This is a genomic window from Streptomyces sp. NPDC001709, from assembly GCF_053596375.1.
The window spans coordinates 1-14,904 of sequence record NZ_JBSFGB010000019.1 but is presented as its reverse complement, the minus strand read 5'-3'; the positions used below and the strand labels follow the sequence as shown (position 1 = coordinate 14,904).

The window sequence follows — 14,904 nt, the reverse complement described above, 5'->3', positions numbered from 1 at the left end:
AGGGTCGATTAGTGTGGCACACACCTTCGAGGAACTCGTGCAGAAGCAGCGTGCGGCCGAGGCGGCGCACGCCACGGTGGAGGAGCTGCGGGACACGTACGGTCCGCCGGCCGAGCGGCGGATGACCGGGGCTCAGTCGGGGACCTATGAGACCGCGCTGCGCGCCTGGCGGGACCTGGCCAGGGACGTGCAGACCGCCGTGAGCGAGTACGCGAAGGAGACGGGCCGGCCGCGCCCCGAGGTCGAGGACGAGGTGGCCCGCGCGGCGGCGGAGCCCGAGGACGCATGAGCCGTGCCGGCCGCCGCGCCGAGCGGCTCGTGGACGCCGCGGACGCCCGGCTGCCCGTCCTGGAGGGCGGCCCGCTGCTGCGCAAGGCGTTCCCCGACCACTGGTCCTTCCTGCTCGGTGAACTCGCCCTGTACAGCCTCCTGGTGCTGATCCTGACCGGGGTCTGGCTGACCCTGTTCTTCCAGCCGGAGATGCGCGAGGTCGTCTACGCGGGCCGCTATGTGCCGCTGCGCGGCGTGCGCATGTCGGCCGCCTTCGACTCCACCCTGCACATCAGCTTCGACGTGCGGGGCGGACTGCTGATGCGGCAGACCCACCACTGGGCCGCGCTGGTCTTCGTCGCCGCCATCGGCGTGCACATGCTGCGGATCTTCTTCACCGGCGCCTTCCGCCGGCCTCGCGAGCTGAACTGGGTGATCGGGCTGACCCTGTTCGTGGTCTCGCTCGCCGAGGGCTTCGCCGGCTACTCGCTCCCCGACGACCTGCTCTCCGGCACCGGACTGCGCATCGCGCAGGGCATCATGCTGTCGATCCCGGTCGTCGGTACATACGTGGCCTTCTTCGCCTTCGGCGGCCAGTACCCGAGCCACGACATCATCACCCGCCTGTATCCGCTGCACGTCCTGCTGCTCCCGGGTGCCCTGATCGCACTGGTCGCCGTGCACCTGATCCTGGTGGTGCACCTGAAGCACACGCAGTGGCGCGGCCCGGGCCGCACCCACCGCAACGCCGTAGGCAAGCCGTTCTTCCCGCAGTTCACCGGTTCCTCCGGCGGCCTGGCCGTCATCGTCACCGGCGTCCTGGTGCTCCTGTCCGGCATCGCCCAGATCAACCCGGTCTGGAACTACGGCCCCTACCGCCCCGACCAGGTCTCCACCGCCTCCCAGCCCGACTGGTACGTAGGCTTCCTGGAGGGCGCGCTGCGGCTGGTCCCGCCGTGGGAGACGAACGTCGCGGGACACACCCTCATGTGGAACGTCCTGCTCCCGGCGGTCGTCCTGCCGGGCCTGCTGTTCGCCGTGCTCTACGCCTACCCCTTCGCCGAGCAGCGGCTGACCGGGGAAGGACGCACCGAGCGGCACCTGTGCGACCGGCCCCGCGAGCGGCCCGTCCGCACCGGGCTCGGCGTCGCGGGCACCGTGTTCTACGGAGTGCTGCTGCTGGCCGGCGGCAACGACGTCATCGCCCAGACCTTCCGTGTCTCCGTCAACGCCATCACCTGGGTTCTGCGCATCGCCCTGATCGTGGCACCGGTCCTCGCCTTCCTGGTGACCCGGTGGCTGTGCCGGGCCCTGACGGCGGCCGAGATCGAGCGGCTGGCCGAGGGTGTACCCACGGGCGAGATCCGGCAGAGCGTCACCGGCGGTTACGAGACCGATCACGAGCCCGTCGGGGCGTTCCGGCCGGGTGCCCCGCGCAGACCGCTCACCGGTGCGCGTACTGGAACACCAGCCCGAACACCCCGCGCGCCAGGACGCCCAGGCCGATGACGAACAGCCACAGACCGAAGACCACGCCGGTCGCCGTCAGCGCGAAACCCAGCGCGGTGACGATCGGCCACAGGCTCTCGTCGGGGAAGAACGCCACCGGCCCGGCCCCGTCCGCCACTTCCGCCTCCGTGCGGTCCTGCGCCCGCGCCCCCCGGCGCCGGTACTGGATCAGGCAGAAGAACGCGACCAGTGAGGCCATCCCGCACGCGACGACGAGCGCGACCGTGCCCGTCTCGTCCTGCGACCACATCCCGTACAGCGCCGCGGACCCGCCGAAGAAGACCGCGACCCCGCCGAACAGCAGCGCCTCCGCCTTCACCGGCTTCCCTCCTCCTCGGCCATGCGCCCGACCTCCGGATGGTGCAGGTCGAAGGCGGGTGACTCCGAGCGCACCCGGGGCAGCGCCAGGAAGTTGTGCCGGGGCGGCGGGCAGGACGTCGCCCACTCCAGGCCCCGCCCCCATCCCCAAGGGTCGTCCACGGTGACCTTCTCGCCCCTGGTGGCGGTGCGCCACACGTTGTACAGGAACGGCAGGGTGGAGATGCCCAGCAGGAAGGCGCCCGCCGACGACAGGGTGTTGAGCAGGGTGAAGCCGTCCGCGGGCAGATAGTCCGCGTACCGGCGGGGCATCCCGGCCTCGCCGAGCCAGTGCTGCACCAGGAAGGTCAGCTGGAACGCCGGGAACAGCAGCCAGAAGTGCAGCTTGCCGAGCCGCTCGTCCAGCATCTTCCCGGTGAACTTCGGCCACCAGAAGTAGAACCCGGCGAACATCGCGAACACCACCGTGCCGAACAGCACATAGTGCAGGTGCGCCACGATGAAGTAGGTGTCGGTGAGATGGAAGTCCAGCGGCGGCGAGGCGATCAGCACCCCGCTCAGCCCGCCCAGCAGGAACGACACCAGGAAGCCCAGCGACCACAGCATCGGCGTCTCGAACGACACCGAGCCGTTGGTCATCGTGCCGATCCACGCGAAGAACTTGATGCCGGTTGGCACCGCGATCAGGAACGACATGATCGAGAAGAACGGCAGCAGCACCGCGCCGGTGGCGAACATGTGGTGCGCCCACACCACCGCCGACAGCATCGTGATCGCGATGGTCGCCCCGATCATCGGCAGATAGCCGAACAGCGGCTTGCGGGAGAACACCGGAATGATCTCCGAGATGATCCCGAAGAACGGCAACGCCACGATGTAGACCTCGGGATGCCCGAAGAACCAGAACAGGTGCTGCCACAGCAGCGCGCCGCCGTTCGTCGCGTCGAAGACGTGCGACCCGAACTTCCGGTCCGACTCCAGCGCCAGCAGCGCCGCCGTGAGCACCGGGAACGCCGGCAGGATCAGGATCGAGGTGAACAGCACGTTCCAGGTGAACATGGGCATCCGGAACATCGTCATGCCCGGCGCCCGCAGCGACAGGATCGTGGTGATGAAGTTCACCGCGGTCAGCGTGGTCGACACACCCGAGACCACCAGCCCCATCGCCCACAGGTCACCACCGGCGCCGGGGGAGAAGTAGGCGCTGTTCAGCGGCGCGTAGGCGAACCAGCCGAACGCCGCCGCCCCGCCCGGCACCAGGAACCCGGAGACCACCATCAGGCCGCCGAACAGGTACATCCAGTACGACAGCGCGTTCAGCCGCGGGAAGGCCAGGTCGGGCGAGCCGATCTGCAGCGGCATCACCGCGTTGGCGAACCCGGCGAACATCGGGGTCGCGAACAGCAGCATCATGATCGTGCCGTGGACCGTGAAGAACTGGTCGTAGCCCTGCTCGCTCAGGAACTGCAGACCCGGCCGGGCGAGTTCCGCGCGCATCCCGAGCGCGAGCAGGCCCGCGAGCAGGAAGAAACAGAACGCCGTGACCATGTAGAGCCGGCCGATCACCTTGTGGTCGGCGGTGGAGACCCAGCGCAGTACGGCCCGGCCGGGACGCGGGGCGGGTGCCGTGTAGCGCGCGACGATCTCGCGCGTGTCCGACATTTCAGGTAGTTCCGTCATCGCCGGTGACGCTACCCCCGGTGACCTGCGGCCCCGCGCGCGCCACGCCCGAACACCCGGGCGCCGGGGGCTGCGAGCGGTGGCCGGGGCTGAACGGCCGGAGCCCGTCCGGGTTTGAGGACCGGCGATACGGCTACTCGGCCCGGTACAGCTCGCAGAAGGAAGATGAACGACGTGACCGCGCAAGCCAGTGAGAAGCCCGCCCCCATCGACCCCGAGACCGGCCGGGCGCAGGCCCGCCGCCGGCGGGACCGGGGAGTGCGCACCTGTCTGCCCGCCGTACTGGACCGCACCTCCGCCGACCAGCGGGGTGACGTGTCCGAGGACAACATCGTCCGGGGCGAGGACTGAGCGAGCGGGCACACCGTCGTAACAGCCCACGCGCGTTCCCGGCTCGCACGCCTCGGGTCGCCGAACTTGCGAGCGGATCGGCCGTGTTGCGTACCGGCTGGCCGTACGGCGTGCACGGCCGGAGCTTCGTCCGCGCCATGCCGACCCGCCCGTGCGCCGTCAGCCGCTGAAGTCCCCGGAGCGCAGCCGCTCGTAGTGGGCGGTGCAGTCCGCGTATGCGGGCAGCAGCCCGGATCGCTCCGCCTCGGCCAGCGAGGGCGCCTCGGCGTCCTTGGGGGACAGCACCGGTGCGATGTCCTCGGGCCAGGTGATGCCCAGCGCCGGGTCGAGCGCGTGCAGCCCGTGCTCACGCCGTGGCGCGTACCCGGCCGAGCACAGGTACACCACCGTGGCGTCGTCGGTGAGTGCCATGAAGGCGTGCCCGAGGCCCTCGGCGAGGAACACCGCACGCCGGTTCCCGTCGTCCAGCCGTACGGCCTCCCACTGCCCGTAGGTGGGGGAGCCGACGCGGATGTCCACGACCACGTCGAGGACGGCTCCGCGCACACACGTGACGTACTTGGCCTGGCCGGGCGGCACGTCCGCGAAGTGGATGCCGCGCAGCACACCCCGCCGGGACACCGAGCAGTTGGCCTGGAGGAGTTGCAGGTCGTAACCGGTGGCCTCGCGGAACTCCGCGCCCCGGTACCACTCGTGGAAACTGCCCCGGTCGTCCGGGAACACCTGGGGCTCCAGCACCCAGGCGTCGCCTATCCCCAGTTGCCGCACGCCGTCATGCCTTCCGTGTAGTCGTGGCCGTACGCGTTCCTCGTACCCGGCCCAGCAGCCGCCGTACCCCGCGCACCAGCCGGCGCAGCCGCCCCGGGGGTGCCGGGCGGACCACCTCGACCGCCCCGCGGGTGCGGCCCACCCGCAGCAGCAGCGGCAGTCTCAGGATCCGGCCGCCGGCCAGGCGCAGCTCCGTGCGCCACAGGGCGCCGCGCAGCTCGTGCAGCGGCAGGCCGGTCTCCAGCAGTGCGTGGACGCCGTCGGCGGGCGTGAGCACGGCCGGCCGGTCGAGCGTCCGGCCCGAGGCGCCGACCAGGCCGACCGTGGCCGCCGTGGTGTCGGGCACGTACAGCGGCAGCGCGACGGTCAGGGTCGCGGCGTCGGAGACCGCCGCGTCCGCCGGCGTGAGCCGGTGCAGACCGAGGGACTTCACCGCACGGTCCACGTCCAGGGTCAGGTTGCGGCACCGCTGCGTCCAGTACGGCAGGACGACCCGGTCCGTGACGATCCCGGCCGGCGGCAGTGCGAGCTCCTCGGCCGGGGCCGGGCCCAGTCGGCACTCCTTGGTCCAGCCGCCCAGGCCGACCCGCACGTACAGGTCCCACAGCCCGCCGTGCAGCGGGTCGCCGCCGGCCGCTGTGGCGGGGTCGACCGTGGCCGTGGCGTGCAGCAGCAGCCGGGTGCCGCCGTCCTCGGCGGGGACCCGCTCGCGGGTGACCCGTACCGGCTGGGAGAAGAAGGCCTCGCTCTCCCGGTCGCGCACGATCAGGTCCACGGTGGCGGCCTCGAAGCCGTCCTCGGCGGCCGCGGCCAGCCAGGACACGGCCTCGGCGAGATCGCGGGGCGCCCCGTCAGCCGGTGGCCCGGGGGCGTCCGCCGGGACGGAGAGCGGGCCGTCCGCGGTGGTGTACTCGGCGGTGAAGCCGATACACAGGGCGCCGTCCCGCCAGTCGACCGTGGCCGGGACGGCACGGGGCCGCACCCCGGCCTCCCACTCGGCGTGGGCGACCAGGTCGTCGTAGCGGTCCTCGCGGATCAGCGCGGCGACGATCCGCCGGCCGGGGCGCAGCCCGGGGGCGACCCCGGGCCCGAAACGCTCAGCGACGACCGCCCGCATCTCCCGCAGCAGCTCGCGCCGGTGGTCGTCGGGCAGCGCCAGCAGCCGGCGGCCGCTCATCCGCTCGACCATCTCCACCCGCAGCCAGCGGCGCAGCAGCTTGTCGCGCAGCGGGCCCGGCTCGGTGTACCGCTCGACCACGTCGAGGGCCTCGCGGAGGTTCTTGAAGTAGCCGACCGGGTCGAATCGCCGGGAGCCGGCGTCGGCGGCGTCGTCGCGTTCGCGGTGGTGGTAGCAGACGTAGTCGCCGAGGACCGAGACGTTGTCCGCGCGCAGATAGGCCTCGGTGACGAAGACGTGGTCCTCCAGGTGACGCGGGCCCTCGGGGAAGCGCAGTCCGGTGCGGTCCAGGAAGGAACGCCGGAGCATCTTGTGCGGGGTGAGGCTGTCGATCAGGGGCGCGTTGTCCACCGTGGCGTGCGGGTGGTTGCGCCGGAACAGCTCCACCGGCACCGGGCGGCCCGCTGCGGCCGTCTTGCCGACGATCACGTCGGCCTTGTTGGCGACCCCGTAGTCGTACATTCGCTCCAGGGCCTCGTCGCCGAGCCGGCCGTCGTGGTCGACGAACACCACGAACTCGCCGCGGGAGGCCTCGATGCCCACGTTGCGGGGCCTGCCGGAACACCCGGAGCCCTCCTGGTGGATGACGCGGACGTGCGGGTGCTCGGCGGCGAGCGCGTCCAGCCGGGCCGGGGTGGAGTCGGTGGAGCCGTCGTCCACGAAGATCACTTCGTAGGAGTCGGGAGACAGCGACTGGCGCAGCAGCGAGGCGATGCAGTCCTCGATGTGCGGCCCCGGGTCGTACACGGGGACGATGACGCTGACCTTGACCGGCATCCGGCTCCAAGCCCCCTTTGTTCGCCTGCCGTTGCCTCCGTGGCACGGGGGGCGTGGCCGCATGCTAACCCGGCCCCCGGCGCGGATGTGCGGGTACCCCCACTCCGCCCCAAGAGGCCGGGCCGGCCGACCGGTTGTGGAACTCGGCGGTCAGGCGCGGGTCTTGGCGAGCAGCTCCAGGATCTCGGCGGTGGTGCCGCTCTCGCCGAGCCGCGGGAAGATCCGCTCCACGCTGTTCGCGTGCGCCTCGGCGTCGGCGTCGGCCATCGCGTCGGTGGCGAGGGTGACGTGGTAACCGTGGGCGTAGGCGTCCCGGGCGGTGGACTCCACGCCGATGCTGGTGGCGATGCCGGTCAGCACGATCTGCGTGATGCCGCGACGGCGCAGCTGGACGTCCAGGTCGGTGCCGTGGAAGGCGCTCCAGTTGTGCTTGGTGACGCGGATGTCGCCGGGGTGGCCGGAGAGTTCGTCGACGACGGTGTCCCAGCCCTCGGGGAAGGCGAGGCCCCGGGCCTGGCGCTCGGTGCGGCCGGGGACGGCGTCCGCCCAGTCGGGCGCGAAGGAGACCCGGACCAGGACCACGGGTAGCCCGTGCGTGCGGAAGGCGCCTGCGAGTTCGGCCGTGCGGGAGACGACGTCCGGGGCCGCGTGCGGCTGGACCGGCATGCCCACGATGCCGTTCTGCAGGTCGATCGCGACGAGGGCGGTACGGGGGTCGAGCGTGGTGAGCGACATGAGTCGGTCAGGCCTTTCCAGGGGTTGGAGGTGAGGTGGTGCCGAGCCGGCCGAGTGAGCGGTCCGGCAGAGTCGTCGCCGACAACAAGGCGGAGCCGGCGAGCATGAACAGGGCCAGGCCGTGCAGCCCGGCCGTGTCGGCGCGGTGCGGGTAGAACGCCGCGGTGGCGGCGGACGCGCCCAGCGCGCCGAGGTAGGAGAAGGTCCGCAGCAGCCCGGCCGCGGAGGCGATCCGCTCCGGATCGGCCTGCCGGTACAGGGCGTTCTGCGTGGCCAGGCCGATGAGGCCCTGCGGAATGCCGAGCAGTGCGCCGACCGCGAGCAGCAGCCACAGCGGACTGCCGGACCGCACCACAAGCAGCAGGGCACAGCCCGCGAGCTGGAGCGCGGAGCCGATCAGCAGCTTGGCGCGCACCGCCTCCCGGCGACCGGTGAACGCGGAAACGACCAGCGCGGCCACCGACTGCGGCAGCAGCACGAGACCGGCGGTGGAGGCACTGAGCCCGCGCCCCTGTTCCAGCCACTGTGTGTAGCCGTACATGAAGGCGTAGGAGGTGGTGTAGGCGAGCAGCTGGCGCAGATAGGTGGCCAGCAGCGGGCCGTTGCCGCCGAGGACGCGCAGGTCGATGAACGGGTCCGGCACCCGCAGCTCGCGCACCGCGAAAGCGGCGGCAGCGGCGGCCGACAGCACCGGCAGGTACCAGCGGTCGGCACGGGGGTCCATCAGGAACAGCAGCAGCGCGACCAGCAGCAGCGCGAACAGGGCCATGCCGGTCAGGTCGACGCCGCGCCGCCGGATCGTCCCGGACCGGGGTAGCCGCAGTGCGCCGAGCACCAGGCAGGCCGCCGAGAGCGGCACGTTGACGGTGAACACGGCACGCCAGCCGCCCAGACCGATCAGCAGGCCGCCGAGCGCGGGCCCGACGACGGCCACCGTCTGGTTGGCGACGGCCAGCACGGCCAGCACCCCGGCGGGGCTGTCCCGCCCGGTGCGTTCGGCCTCGCCCCGGGTCAGCCGCATGGCCGCCGGGTACGCCGCCGACGTCCCGAAACCCAGGAGCACCCGGGCCGCGATCAGCGCGCCCAGCGAGGGCGCGAGCGCGCCGAGCAGTCCGGCGATGCCGACCAGGGCCGTACCGGCGAGGTAGAGCCTGCGCGGGCCGTACATGTCCACCAGCCGGCCGATGACGGGCTGCCCGACGGCCGTGGCCAGGTAGAGCGCCGTCACCAGCCAGGCCGTCTCGGCGGGCGGGGCGCCGAAGGCGACGCCGATCGGCACCAGGGCCACGGCGATCATGGAGGAGTTGACCGGATTGAGGACCGAGCCGATGACCATCGGCGGGATCAGCCGGCGGTCGAATCCGGCGGGGGAGGGGCGGGTGGCCTTCGCGGTGCCTCCGCTGGGCCCCGGTATCACGGCTGCGACAGCCGTTCCATCAGCTCCAGTGCCATGAGGACGGTCTGCCGCTCCTCCTCGGTGTAGCGGTCCTGGAAGGCGCGGGCCAGCCACTCCTCGCGGACCTGCCGGTTGCCCTCTATACGGGCCCGCCCGGCGTCGGTCAGCGTGACCAGCTGGCGGCGGCCGTCGTCCGGGTCGGGGGCGCGTCGGATCAGACCGTGCTGGTCCAGCGCGGTCAGTGTGGTCGCCATCGACTGCGGCCGTACGCCCTCCGCGGCGGCCAGGGCGCTGGCGGTGGCGGCGCCGTGCTTGCCGACCAGGGTGAGCGCCGACTCCTGCGAAGGGCTGAGGTCGGTGTCCTGTGCGACCTCGCGGATACGGCGCCGCAGCCGGCTGAACACCACGCGCAGATCGCGCGCGGCGCGGGCGGCGGAGTCGGAGATGTCAGGCATGACGCCCACCCTAGAACCGGCAGCTGGAACTGTCCAGCCCAAACTGTTCAGTTCTCCTGTTCAGTTTTGCCTGAACGATTGCCGGGTACTCGCCCGTCCTCGGGCAGGACAGCACGCCGGTGAACCCAAGGAGCGCAGATGACCCCTCCGGACAGGTCCGGCCTGGAGGCGGCCCTTCACGCCGAGGTGGACGGCGAGGTCCGCTTCGACGCCGGCAGCCGCGGCACCTACGCCACGGACGGTTCGAACTACCGGCAGGTCCCCCTGGGCGTCGTCCTCCCCCGCACGGTCGAGGCCGGTGCCCGGGCACTGTCGGTGTGCGCGGGCTTCGACACCCCCGTCCTCTCCCGGGGCGGCGGCACCAGCCTGGCCGGACAGACGGCCAACACCGCCGTGGTGATCGACTGGAGCAAGTACTGCACCCGGCTGATCTCCGTCGACCCCGAGCGGCGCACCTGCGTGGTGGAGCCCGGGATCGTCCTGGACGAACTCAACCGCCAACTCGCCCCGCACAGGCTCCAGTTCGGGCCCAAACCCGCCACCCACAGCCACTGCGCGCTCGGCGGCATGATCGGCAACAACTCCTGTGGCGCCTCCGCGCAGGCCTACGGCAAGACCGTCGACAACGTCCGGCGCCTGGAGATCCTCACCTACGACGGACAGCGCGCCTGGACCGGGCCCACCCCGCCCGACGAGCGCGCTCGGATCATCGCCGGCGGCGGCCGGCTCGCCGAGCTCTACGGCGGCCTCGACCGCATCGCCGGCGAGTACCTCGCCGACATCCGCCGCGGCTACCCGAAGATCCCGCGCCGCGTCTCCGGCTACAACCTCGACTCCCTGCTGCCCGAGAACGGCTTCGACGTGGCCAAGGCGCTCGTCGGCAGCGAGGGCACCCTGGTCACCGTCCTGCGCGCCGAACTCGACCTCGTCCCGGTCCCGCCGTACCAGTCGCTGCTGGTGCTCGGCTACGACGACGTCTGCGCCGCCGCCGACGACGTACCCCGTCTGCTGCAGCACTGCTCGCCCACCCAACTGGAGGCGCTGGACGACCGGATGGCGCAGCTGATGCGCGAGGAGGGTGCCTACCTCGACTCGCTCGCCTTGCTGCCCGAGGGCGCCGGCTGGCTGATGGTGCAGTACAGCGGCGACAGCCAGGACGACGTCGACGAGCAGGCCCACGCGTTGCTGCGCGCCATCGGCCGCGACGAGAAGGACGCGAAGGTCGCCTTCTCCGACGACCCCGAGCGCGAGCAGAGGATGCTCAGGGCCCGTGAGGCGGGACTCGGCGTCACCGCACGCCCGCCGGACGACCGGGAGACCTGGGAGGGCTGGGAGGACTCCGCCGTACCGCCCGAGCGGCTCGGCGACTATCTGCGCGACCTGAAGGTGCTGTTCGACGAGTTCGACTACGACCACCCCTCCCTGTACGGCCACTTCGGACAGGGCTGCGTGCACACCCGCATCCCCTTCGACCTCCGGACCGCCGACGGCGTGGCGGACTTCCGCCGCTTCGTGGAACGCGCCGCCGACCTCGTCGTCTCCTACGGCGGCTCCCTCTCCGGCGAGCACGGCGACGGCCAGTCCCGCGGCGAACTGCTCACCCGTATGTTCGGCGAGCGGCTGGTGACCGCCTTCGGCGAGCTGAAGGCCCTCTTCGACCCCCGCGACCGGATGAACCCCGGCAAGGTCGTCCGCCCCAACCCCGTCGACGGACAGCTGCGGCTCGGCCCCGGCTGGCGACCGGCCACGTCCCCGACCCACTTCGGTTTCCCCGAGGACGACCACTCCTTCAACCGCGCGGTGCTGCGCTGCGTCGGCATCGGCGAGTGCCGCCGCCACTCCGGCGGCGTGATGTGCCCCTCCTACCGGGCCACCAGGGAGGAGGAGCACTCCACCCGCGGCCGGGCCCGGCTGCTGTTCGAGATGCTCGACGGCCACACCGACTCCCCCATCACGGACGGCTGGCGCTCCACCGCCGTACGCGACGCCCTCGACCTGTGCCTGGCCTGCAAGGGCTGCAAGTCCGACTGCCCGACCGGCGTCGACATGGCCACCCTCAAGGCCGAGTTCCTCGCCCACCACTACGAGGGCCGGATGCGCCCCGCCGCGCACTACTCCCTGGGCTGGCTCCCGGTGTGGGCGCGGCTGTCCCGCCTGGCGCCCTCCCTGGTCAACTCCGCGCTGCACGCGCCCGGCCTCGCCCGCGCGGGCAAGCTGCTGGCCGGCGTGGACGGCGCGCGCTCGGCACCGGTGTTCGCCGAGGAGTCCTTCGTCCAGTGGTGGCGGGCCCATGACGAGGAGGAACCCGATCCGGCCGACCCGCACACCGTGGTGCTGTGGCCCGACACCTTCAGCACCTACTTCCACCCCGCGATTGCGAAGTCGGCCGTACGGGTCCTTCAGAACGCGGGCTTCCGGGTCGCCGTGCCCACCGAGCCGGTCTGCTGCGGTCTGACCTGGATCTCCACCGGCCAACTCGCCGTCGCCAAGCGGGTGTTGACCCGCACCCTCGGAGTGCTGCGCCCCTATCTGGAGGCGGGCACCCCGATCATCGGCCTCGAACCCTCCTGCACGGCCGTCTTCCGCGCCGACGCACCCGAACTGATGCCCGGTGACCAGGACGTGCGGCGGCTGGCCGGACAGGTCCGCACCCTCGCCGAACAGCTCGTCCACCACGCCCCCGACGGCTGGCGGCCCCCGCGGCTCGCCCGGCAGGCGACCGTGCAGACCCACTGCCACCAGCACGCCGTCATGAAGTTCGACGCCGACCGCGAACTGATGCGCCGCGCCCACCTGGACGCGGAGGTCCTCGACGAGGGCTGCTGCGGGCTCGCCGGCAACTTCGGTTTCGAACGCGGTCATCACGAGGTCTCCATGGCCGTCGCCGAACAGGGCGTCCTGCACGCCGTACGAGGAGCGGTGCCCGACAGCCTGATCCTCGCCGACGGCTTCAGCTGCCGCACCCAGATCGAGGAGGGCGGCACCGGCCGCCGCGCCCTGCACCTCGCCGAGGCCCTGGCGTTCGCGCTCGACGGCAATCTGCCGAGCGACCAGCCGGAACGCCTGGCCGACCGCCCGCCCGAGCCCTCGCGCACGGCCCGCTGGGCGACGACCGCCTCCGCCGCGGCGCTGGCCGCGGGCGCCGGGTACGGGCTGGGACGGCTGGGGAGGCGAGCGTGAGCGACCGGCCGACCGTCGACGACGTCGACACCGCCGTCTACACCGTCCCCACCGACGCCCCCGAGGCGGACGGCACCCTCGCCTGGGACCGGACCACCCTCGTCCTGGCCACCGTCCGCTCCGGCACCACCACCGGCCTCGGCTACACCTACGCCCCCGCCGCCACCGCCCACGTCGCGCGCGAACTCCTCGCCGGCACCGTCACCGGCCTGCCGGCGCTCGATGTGCCGCGCGCCAACGAGCGGATGTGCCGGGCCGTGCGCAACGCCGGACTGCCAGGGGTGGCCGCCCAGGCGATCTCCGCCGTCGACATCGCCCTGTGGGACCTCAAGGCCCGGCTGCTCGGCCTGCCCCTCACCGGCCTGCTCGGCGCCGCCCGCGACGACGTGCCCGTCTACGGCAGCGGCGGCTTCACCACGTACGACGCCGAACGCCAGGACCGCCAGCTGCGCGGCTGGACCGAGGACGAGGGCATCCCCCGCGTCAAGATCAAGATCGGCGAGTCATGGGGTGCCCGCGAGAGGCGCGACCTCGAACGGGTCGCCCGCGCACGGGCCGCCATCGGCGACGCGGCGGAGCTGTACGTGGACGCCAACGGCGGCTACACCGGCGCACAGGCCGCCCGCGTCGGCCACGCGCTCACGGACCAGGGCGTGACCTGGTTCGAGGAACCGGTCTCCTCCGACCACCTCACCCTGCTCGCGGACCTCCGCGGCCGCCTCCCGATGGACGTCACCGCCGGCGAGTACGGCTACACGCTGCCGTACTTCGAGCACATGCTGGCCGCCGGAGCCGTCGACTGCCTCCAGGCCGATGTCACCCGGTGCGGCGGCATCACCGTCTGGCTGCGGGTCGCCGCGCTCGCCCACGCGCGCGGGATCGACGTCTCCGGCCACTGCGCACCGCACGCCCACGCGCATGCCGCCGCTGCCGTGCCCAACCTGCGGCACCTGGAGTGGTTCCACGACCACGTCCGCATCGAGCGGCTCCTCTTCGACGGTGTCCTCGACCCCGGCGGCGGCAGCATCACCCCGGGCGCCGACGGGGCACCCGGACTGGGACTGACCCTCGTCGAGGAACGGGCCGGGCCGTACCGGGTGGAGTGAAGCCACCCTGTGCAGCCACCTCGTGCAGCCACCTCGTGCAGTCACCTAGTGAAGTCACCGTCTGGGAAAGGGAGATGACCATGCCCTCGACCGTCGTCATCACCGGCGCCAGCGCCGGGATCGGCCGCGCCACCGCCCGCCTGTACGGCCGGCGCGGGAGCAATGTCGTCCTGGTCGCGCGCGGCGAGGGCGGCCTCGCGGCTGCGGCGGACGAGGTCGCGGCCCTCGGCGGACGCCCCCTCGTCCAGGCGGCCGACATGGCGGACCAGGCCCAGGTGGAGGCCGTCGCCGAGGCCGCGGAGAAGGAGTTCGGCCCCGTCGACGTATGGATCAACTGCGCCTTCGCGACCGTGTTCGCGCCGTTCGACGAGATCACCGCGGAGGAGTTCCGGCGGATCACGGACGTCACCTACCTCGGCTTCGTCAACGGCACCCGCACCGCCCTCAAGCGCATGCTGCCCCGCGACCGGGGCACCATCGTGCAGGTCGGCTCGGCGCTCGGGGAGCGGTCGATCCCGCTGCAGTCGGCGTACTGCGGCGCCAAGCACGCCGTCAACGGCTTCACCTCCGCCGTGCGCACCGAACTGCTGCACCGCGGCAGCCACGTCCGCATCACCGTCGTCCAGCTGCCCGCCGTCAACACCCCCCAGTTCGAATGGGTACGCTCCCGCCTGCCCCGGCACCCCATGCCGGTACCGCCGATCTACCAGCCGGAGGTCGCCGCGCGCGGCGTCGTGTACGCCGCCGACCATCCGCGCCGCAAGCAGTACTACGTCGGCGCCAGCACCCTGGGCACCCTCTGGGCCAACCGCCTCGCCCCGGCCCTGCTCGACCGCTACCTCGCCCGCACCGGCTTCGACTCCCAGCAGACCGACCGCATCCCGCCCGCCGGCCTCGACAACCTCTTCGCACCGGTGGACCAGGACCCCGCCCAGGACCAGGGCGCCCACGGCTCCTTCGACGACAGCGCCCACCCCCGCTCCTGGCAGCAGACCCTGGCCCGGCACCCGACCGCCACCGCCCTCGGCACGGGCGCGGCTCTGCTGGGCGCCGCACGCGGAATCCGCCGGCTGACCTCCCGGGCCGCATAGACACCTCAGGCGCTTAGCGTGTCAAGCGACGGCGGCGAGTTCGTAGGGGAAGGCCGTGTGTTCGTCGAACAGTTTGCGGTGCTTGAGGCAG

Annotated in this window: 13 protein-coding genes; 6 read left to right on the top strand and 7 right to left on the bottom strand. The window is 72.4% G+C overall.

What is annotated here, in order from left to right:
- Positions 1–13 precede the first annotated feature (13 nt).
- Positions 14–289, top strand: coding sequence for a hypothetical protein (locus ACWC0C_RS26180; RefSeq protein WP_449193971.1), 276 nt, complete (start codon positions 14–16; stop codon positions 287–289).
- Entirely contained in the window at positions 286–1,779 is a 1,494-nt protein-coding gene (gene qcrB, locus ACWC0C_RS26175; RefSeq protein WP_450866213.1) for a cytochrome bc1 complex cytochrome b subunit, read from the top strand. Before ACWC0C_RS26180 ends, qcrB begins: the two co-directional genes overlap by 4 nt.
- Here qcrB and ctaF read toward each other — a convergent pair.
- Both ctaF and ctaD read right to left on the bottom strand, forming a co-directional pair.
- The gene (gene ctaF / locus ACWC0C_RS26170) at positions 1,715–2,098 is read right to left on the bottom strand and encodes an aa3-type cytochrome oxidase subunit IV (RefSeq protein ID WP_450866211.1); all 384 of its coding nucleotides are present in this window, start codon (positions 2,096–2,098) and stop codon (positions 1,715–1,717) included. The genes qcrB and ctaF overlap by 65 nt on opposite strands.
- Entirely contained in the window at positions 2,095–3,759 is a 1,665-nt protein-coding gene (ctaD, locus tag ACWC0C_RS26165; protein WP_449193974.1) for an aa3-type cytochrome oxidase subunit I, read from the bottom strand. The genes ctaF and ctaD overlap by 4 nt, the downstream gene beginning before the upstream one ends.
- Positions 3,760–3,942: 183 nt before the next feature.
- Between ctaD and ACWC0C_RS26160 the strand changes: the two genes are divergently transcribed.
- Complete coding sequence (locus ACWC0C_RS26160) at positions 3,943–4,128, top strand: hypothetical protein (RefSeq protein ID WP_449193975.1); 186 nt, start codon at positions 3,943–3,945, stop codon at positions 4,126–4,128.
- Positions 4,129–4,287: 159 nt separating this feature from the next.
- Here ACWC0C_RS26160 and rfbC read toward each other — a convergent pair whose 3' ends face one another.
- The 5 genes from rfbC to ACWC0C_RS26135 all read right to left on the bottom strand — a co-directional run bounded on the left by rfbC (position 4,288) and on the right by ACWC0C_RS26135 (position 9,436).
- Positions 4,288–4,896: a dTDP-4-dehydrorhamnose 3,5-epimerase gene (gene rfbC / locus ACWC0C_RS26155; protein WP_449193976.1), complete on the bottom strand. Its 609-nt coding sequence runs from the start codon at positions 4,894–4,896 to the stop codon at positions 4,288–4,290.
- Between the two features lie 4 nt (positions 4,897–4,900).
- The gene (locus ACWC0C_RS26150; RefSeq protein WP_450866210.1) at positions 4,901–6,850 is read right to left on the bottom strand and encodes a glycosyltransferase family 2 protein; all 1,950 of its coding nucleotides are present in this window, start codon (positions 6,848–6,850) and stop codon (positions 4,901–4,903) included.
- 150 nt (positions 6,851–7,000) lie between these two features.
- Positions 7,001–7,585, bottom strand: a complete 585-nt coding sequence (locus ACWC0C_RS26145) for a hydrolase (RefSeq protein WP_450866208.1) — start codon at positions 7,583–7,585, stop codon at positions 7,001–7,003.
- A gap of 7 nt (positions 7,586–7,592) precedes the next feature.
- A complete protein-coding gene (locus ACWC0C_RS26140; RefSeq protein ID WP_450866207.1) occupies positions 7,593–9,002 on the bottom strand; it encodes an MFS transporter in 1,410 nt (469 codons plus the stop codon).
- The gene (locus tag ACWC0C_RS26135) at positions 8,999–9,436 is read right to left on the bottom strand and encodes a MarR family winged helix-turn-helix transcriptional regulator (RefSeq protein WP_450866206.1); all 438 of its coding nucleotides are present in this window, start codon (positions 9,434–9,436) and stop codon (positions 8,999–9,001) included. The genes ACWC0C_RS26140 and ACWC0C_RS26135 overlap by 4 nt, the downstream gene beginning before the upstream one ends.
- Positions 9,437–9,574: 138 nt before the next feature.
- Between ACWC0C_RS26135 and ACWC0C_RS26130 the strand changes: the two genes are divergently transcribed.
- From ACWC0C_RS26130 to ACWC0C_RS26120, 3 genes are all read left to right on the top strand, one after another.
- The gene (locus ACWC0C_RS26130; protein ID WP_450866204.1) at positions 9,575–12,616 is read left to right on the top strand and encodes an FAD-binding and (Fe-S)-binding domain-containing protein; all 3,042 of its coding nucleotides are present in this window, start codon (positions 9,575–9,577) and stop codon (positions 12,614–12,616) included.
- Entirely contained in the window at positions 12,613–13,722 is a 1,110-nt protein-coding gene (locus ACWC0C_RS26125) for an enolase C-terminal domain-like protein (RefSeq protein ID WP_450866202.1), read from the top strand. The genes ACWC0C_RS26130 and ACWC0C_RS26125 overlap by 4 nt, the downstream gene beginning before the upstream one ends.
- Before the next feature lie 80 nt (positions 13,723–13,802).
- Complete coding sequence (locus tag ACWC0C_RS26120; RefSeq protein ID WP_449193982.1) at positions 13,803–14,813, top strand: SDR family oxidoreductase; 1,011 nt, start codon at positions 13,803–13,805, stop codon at positions 14,811–14,813.
- Positions 14,814–14,904 lie beyond the last annotated feature (91 nt).

What these genes read in the sequence shown, in the direction of transcription:
- qcrB (WP_450866213.1), top strand. Translation starts at nt 286, where the DNA reads ATGAGCCGTGCCGGCCGCCGCGCCGAGCGGCTCGTGGACGCCGCGGAC.
- ctaD (WP_449193974.1), bottom strand. Translation starts at nt 3,759, where the DNA reads ATGTCGGACACGCGCGAGATCGTCGCGCGCTACACGGCACCCGCCCCG.
- ACWC0C_RS26160 (WP_449193975.1), top strand. Translation starts at nt 3,943, where the DNA reads ATGAACGACGTGACCGCGCAAGCCAGTGAGAAGCCCGCCCCCATCGAC.
- ACWC0C_RS26150 (WP_450866210.1), bottom strand. Translation starts at nt 6,850, where the DNA reads ATGCCGGTCAAGGTCAGCGTCATCGTCCCCGTGTACGACCCGGGGCCG.
- ACWC0C_RS26145 (WP_450866208.1), bottom strand. Translation starts at nt 7,585, where the DNA reads ATGTCGCTCACCACGCTCGACCCCCGTACCGCCCTCGTCGCGATCGAC.
- ACWC0C_RS26135 (WP_450866206.1), bottom strand. Translation starts at nt 9,436, where the DNA reads ATGCCTGACATCTCCGACTCCGCCGCCCGCGCCGCGCGCGATCTGCGC.
- ACWC0C_RS26130 (WP_450866204.1), top strand. Translation starts at nt 9,575, where the DNA reads ATGACCCCTCCGGACAGGTCCGGCCTGGAGGCGGCCCTTCACGCCGAG.
- ACWC0C_RS26120 (WP_449193982.1), top strand. Translation starts at nt 13,803, where the DNA reads ATGCCCTCGACCGTCGTCATCACCGGCGCCAGCGCCGGGATCGGCCGC.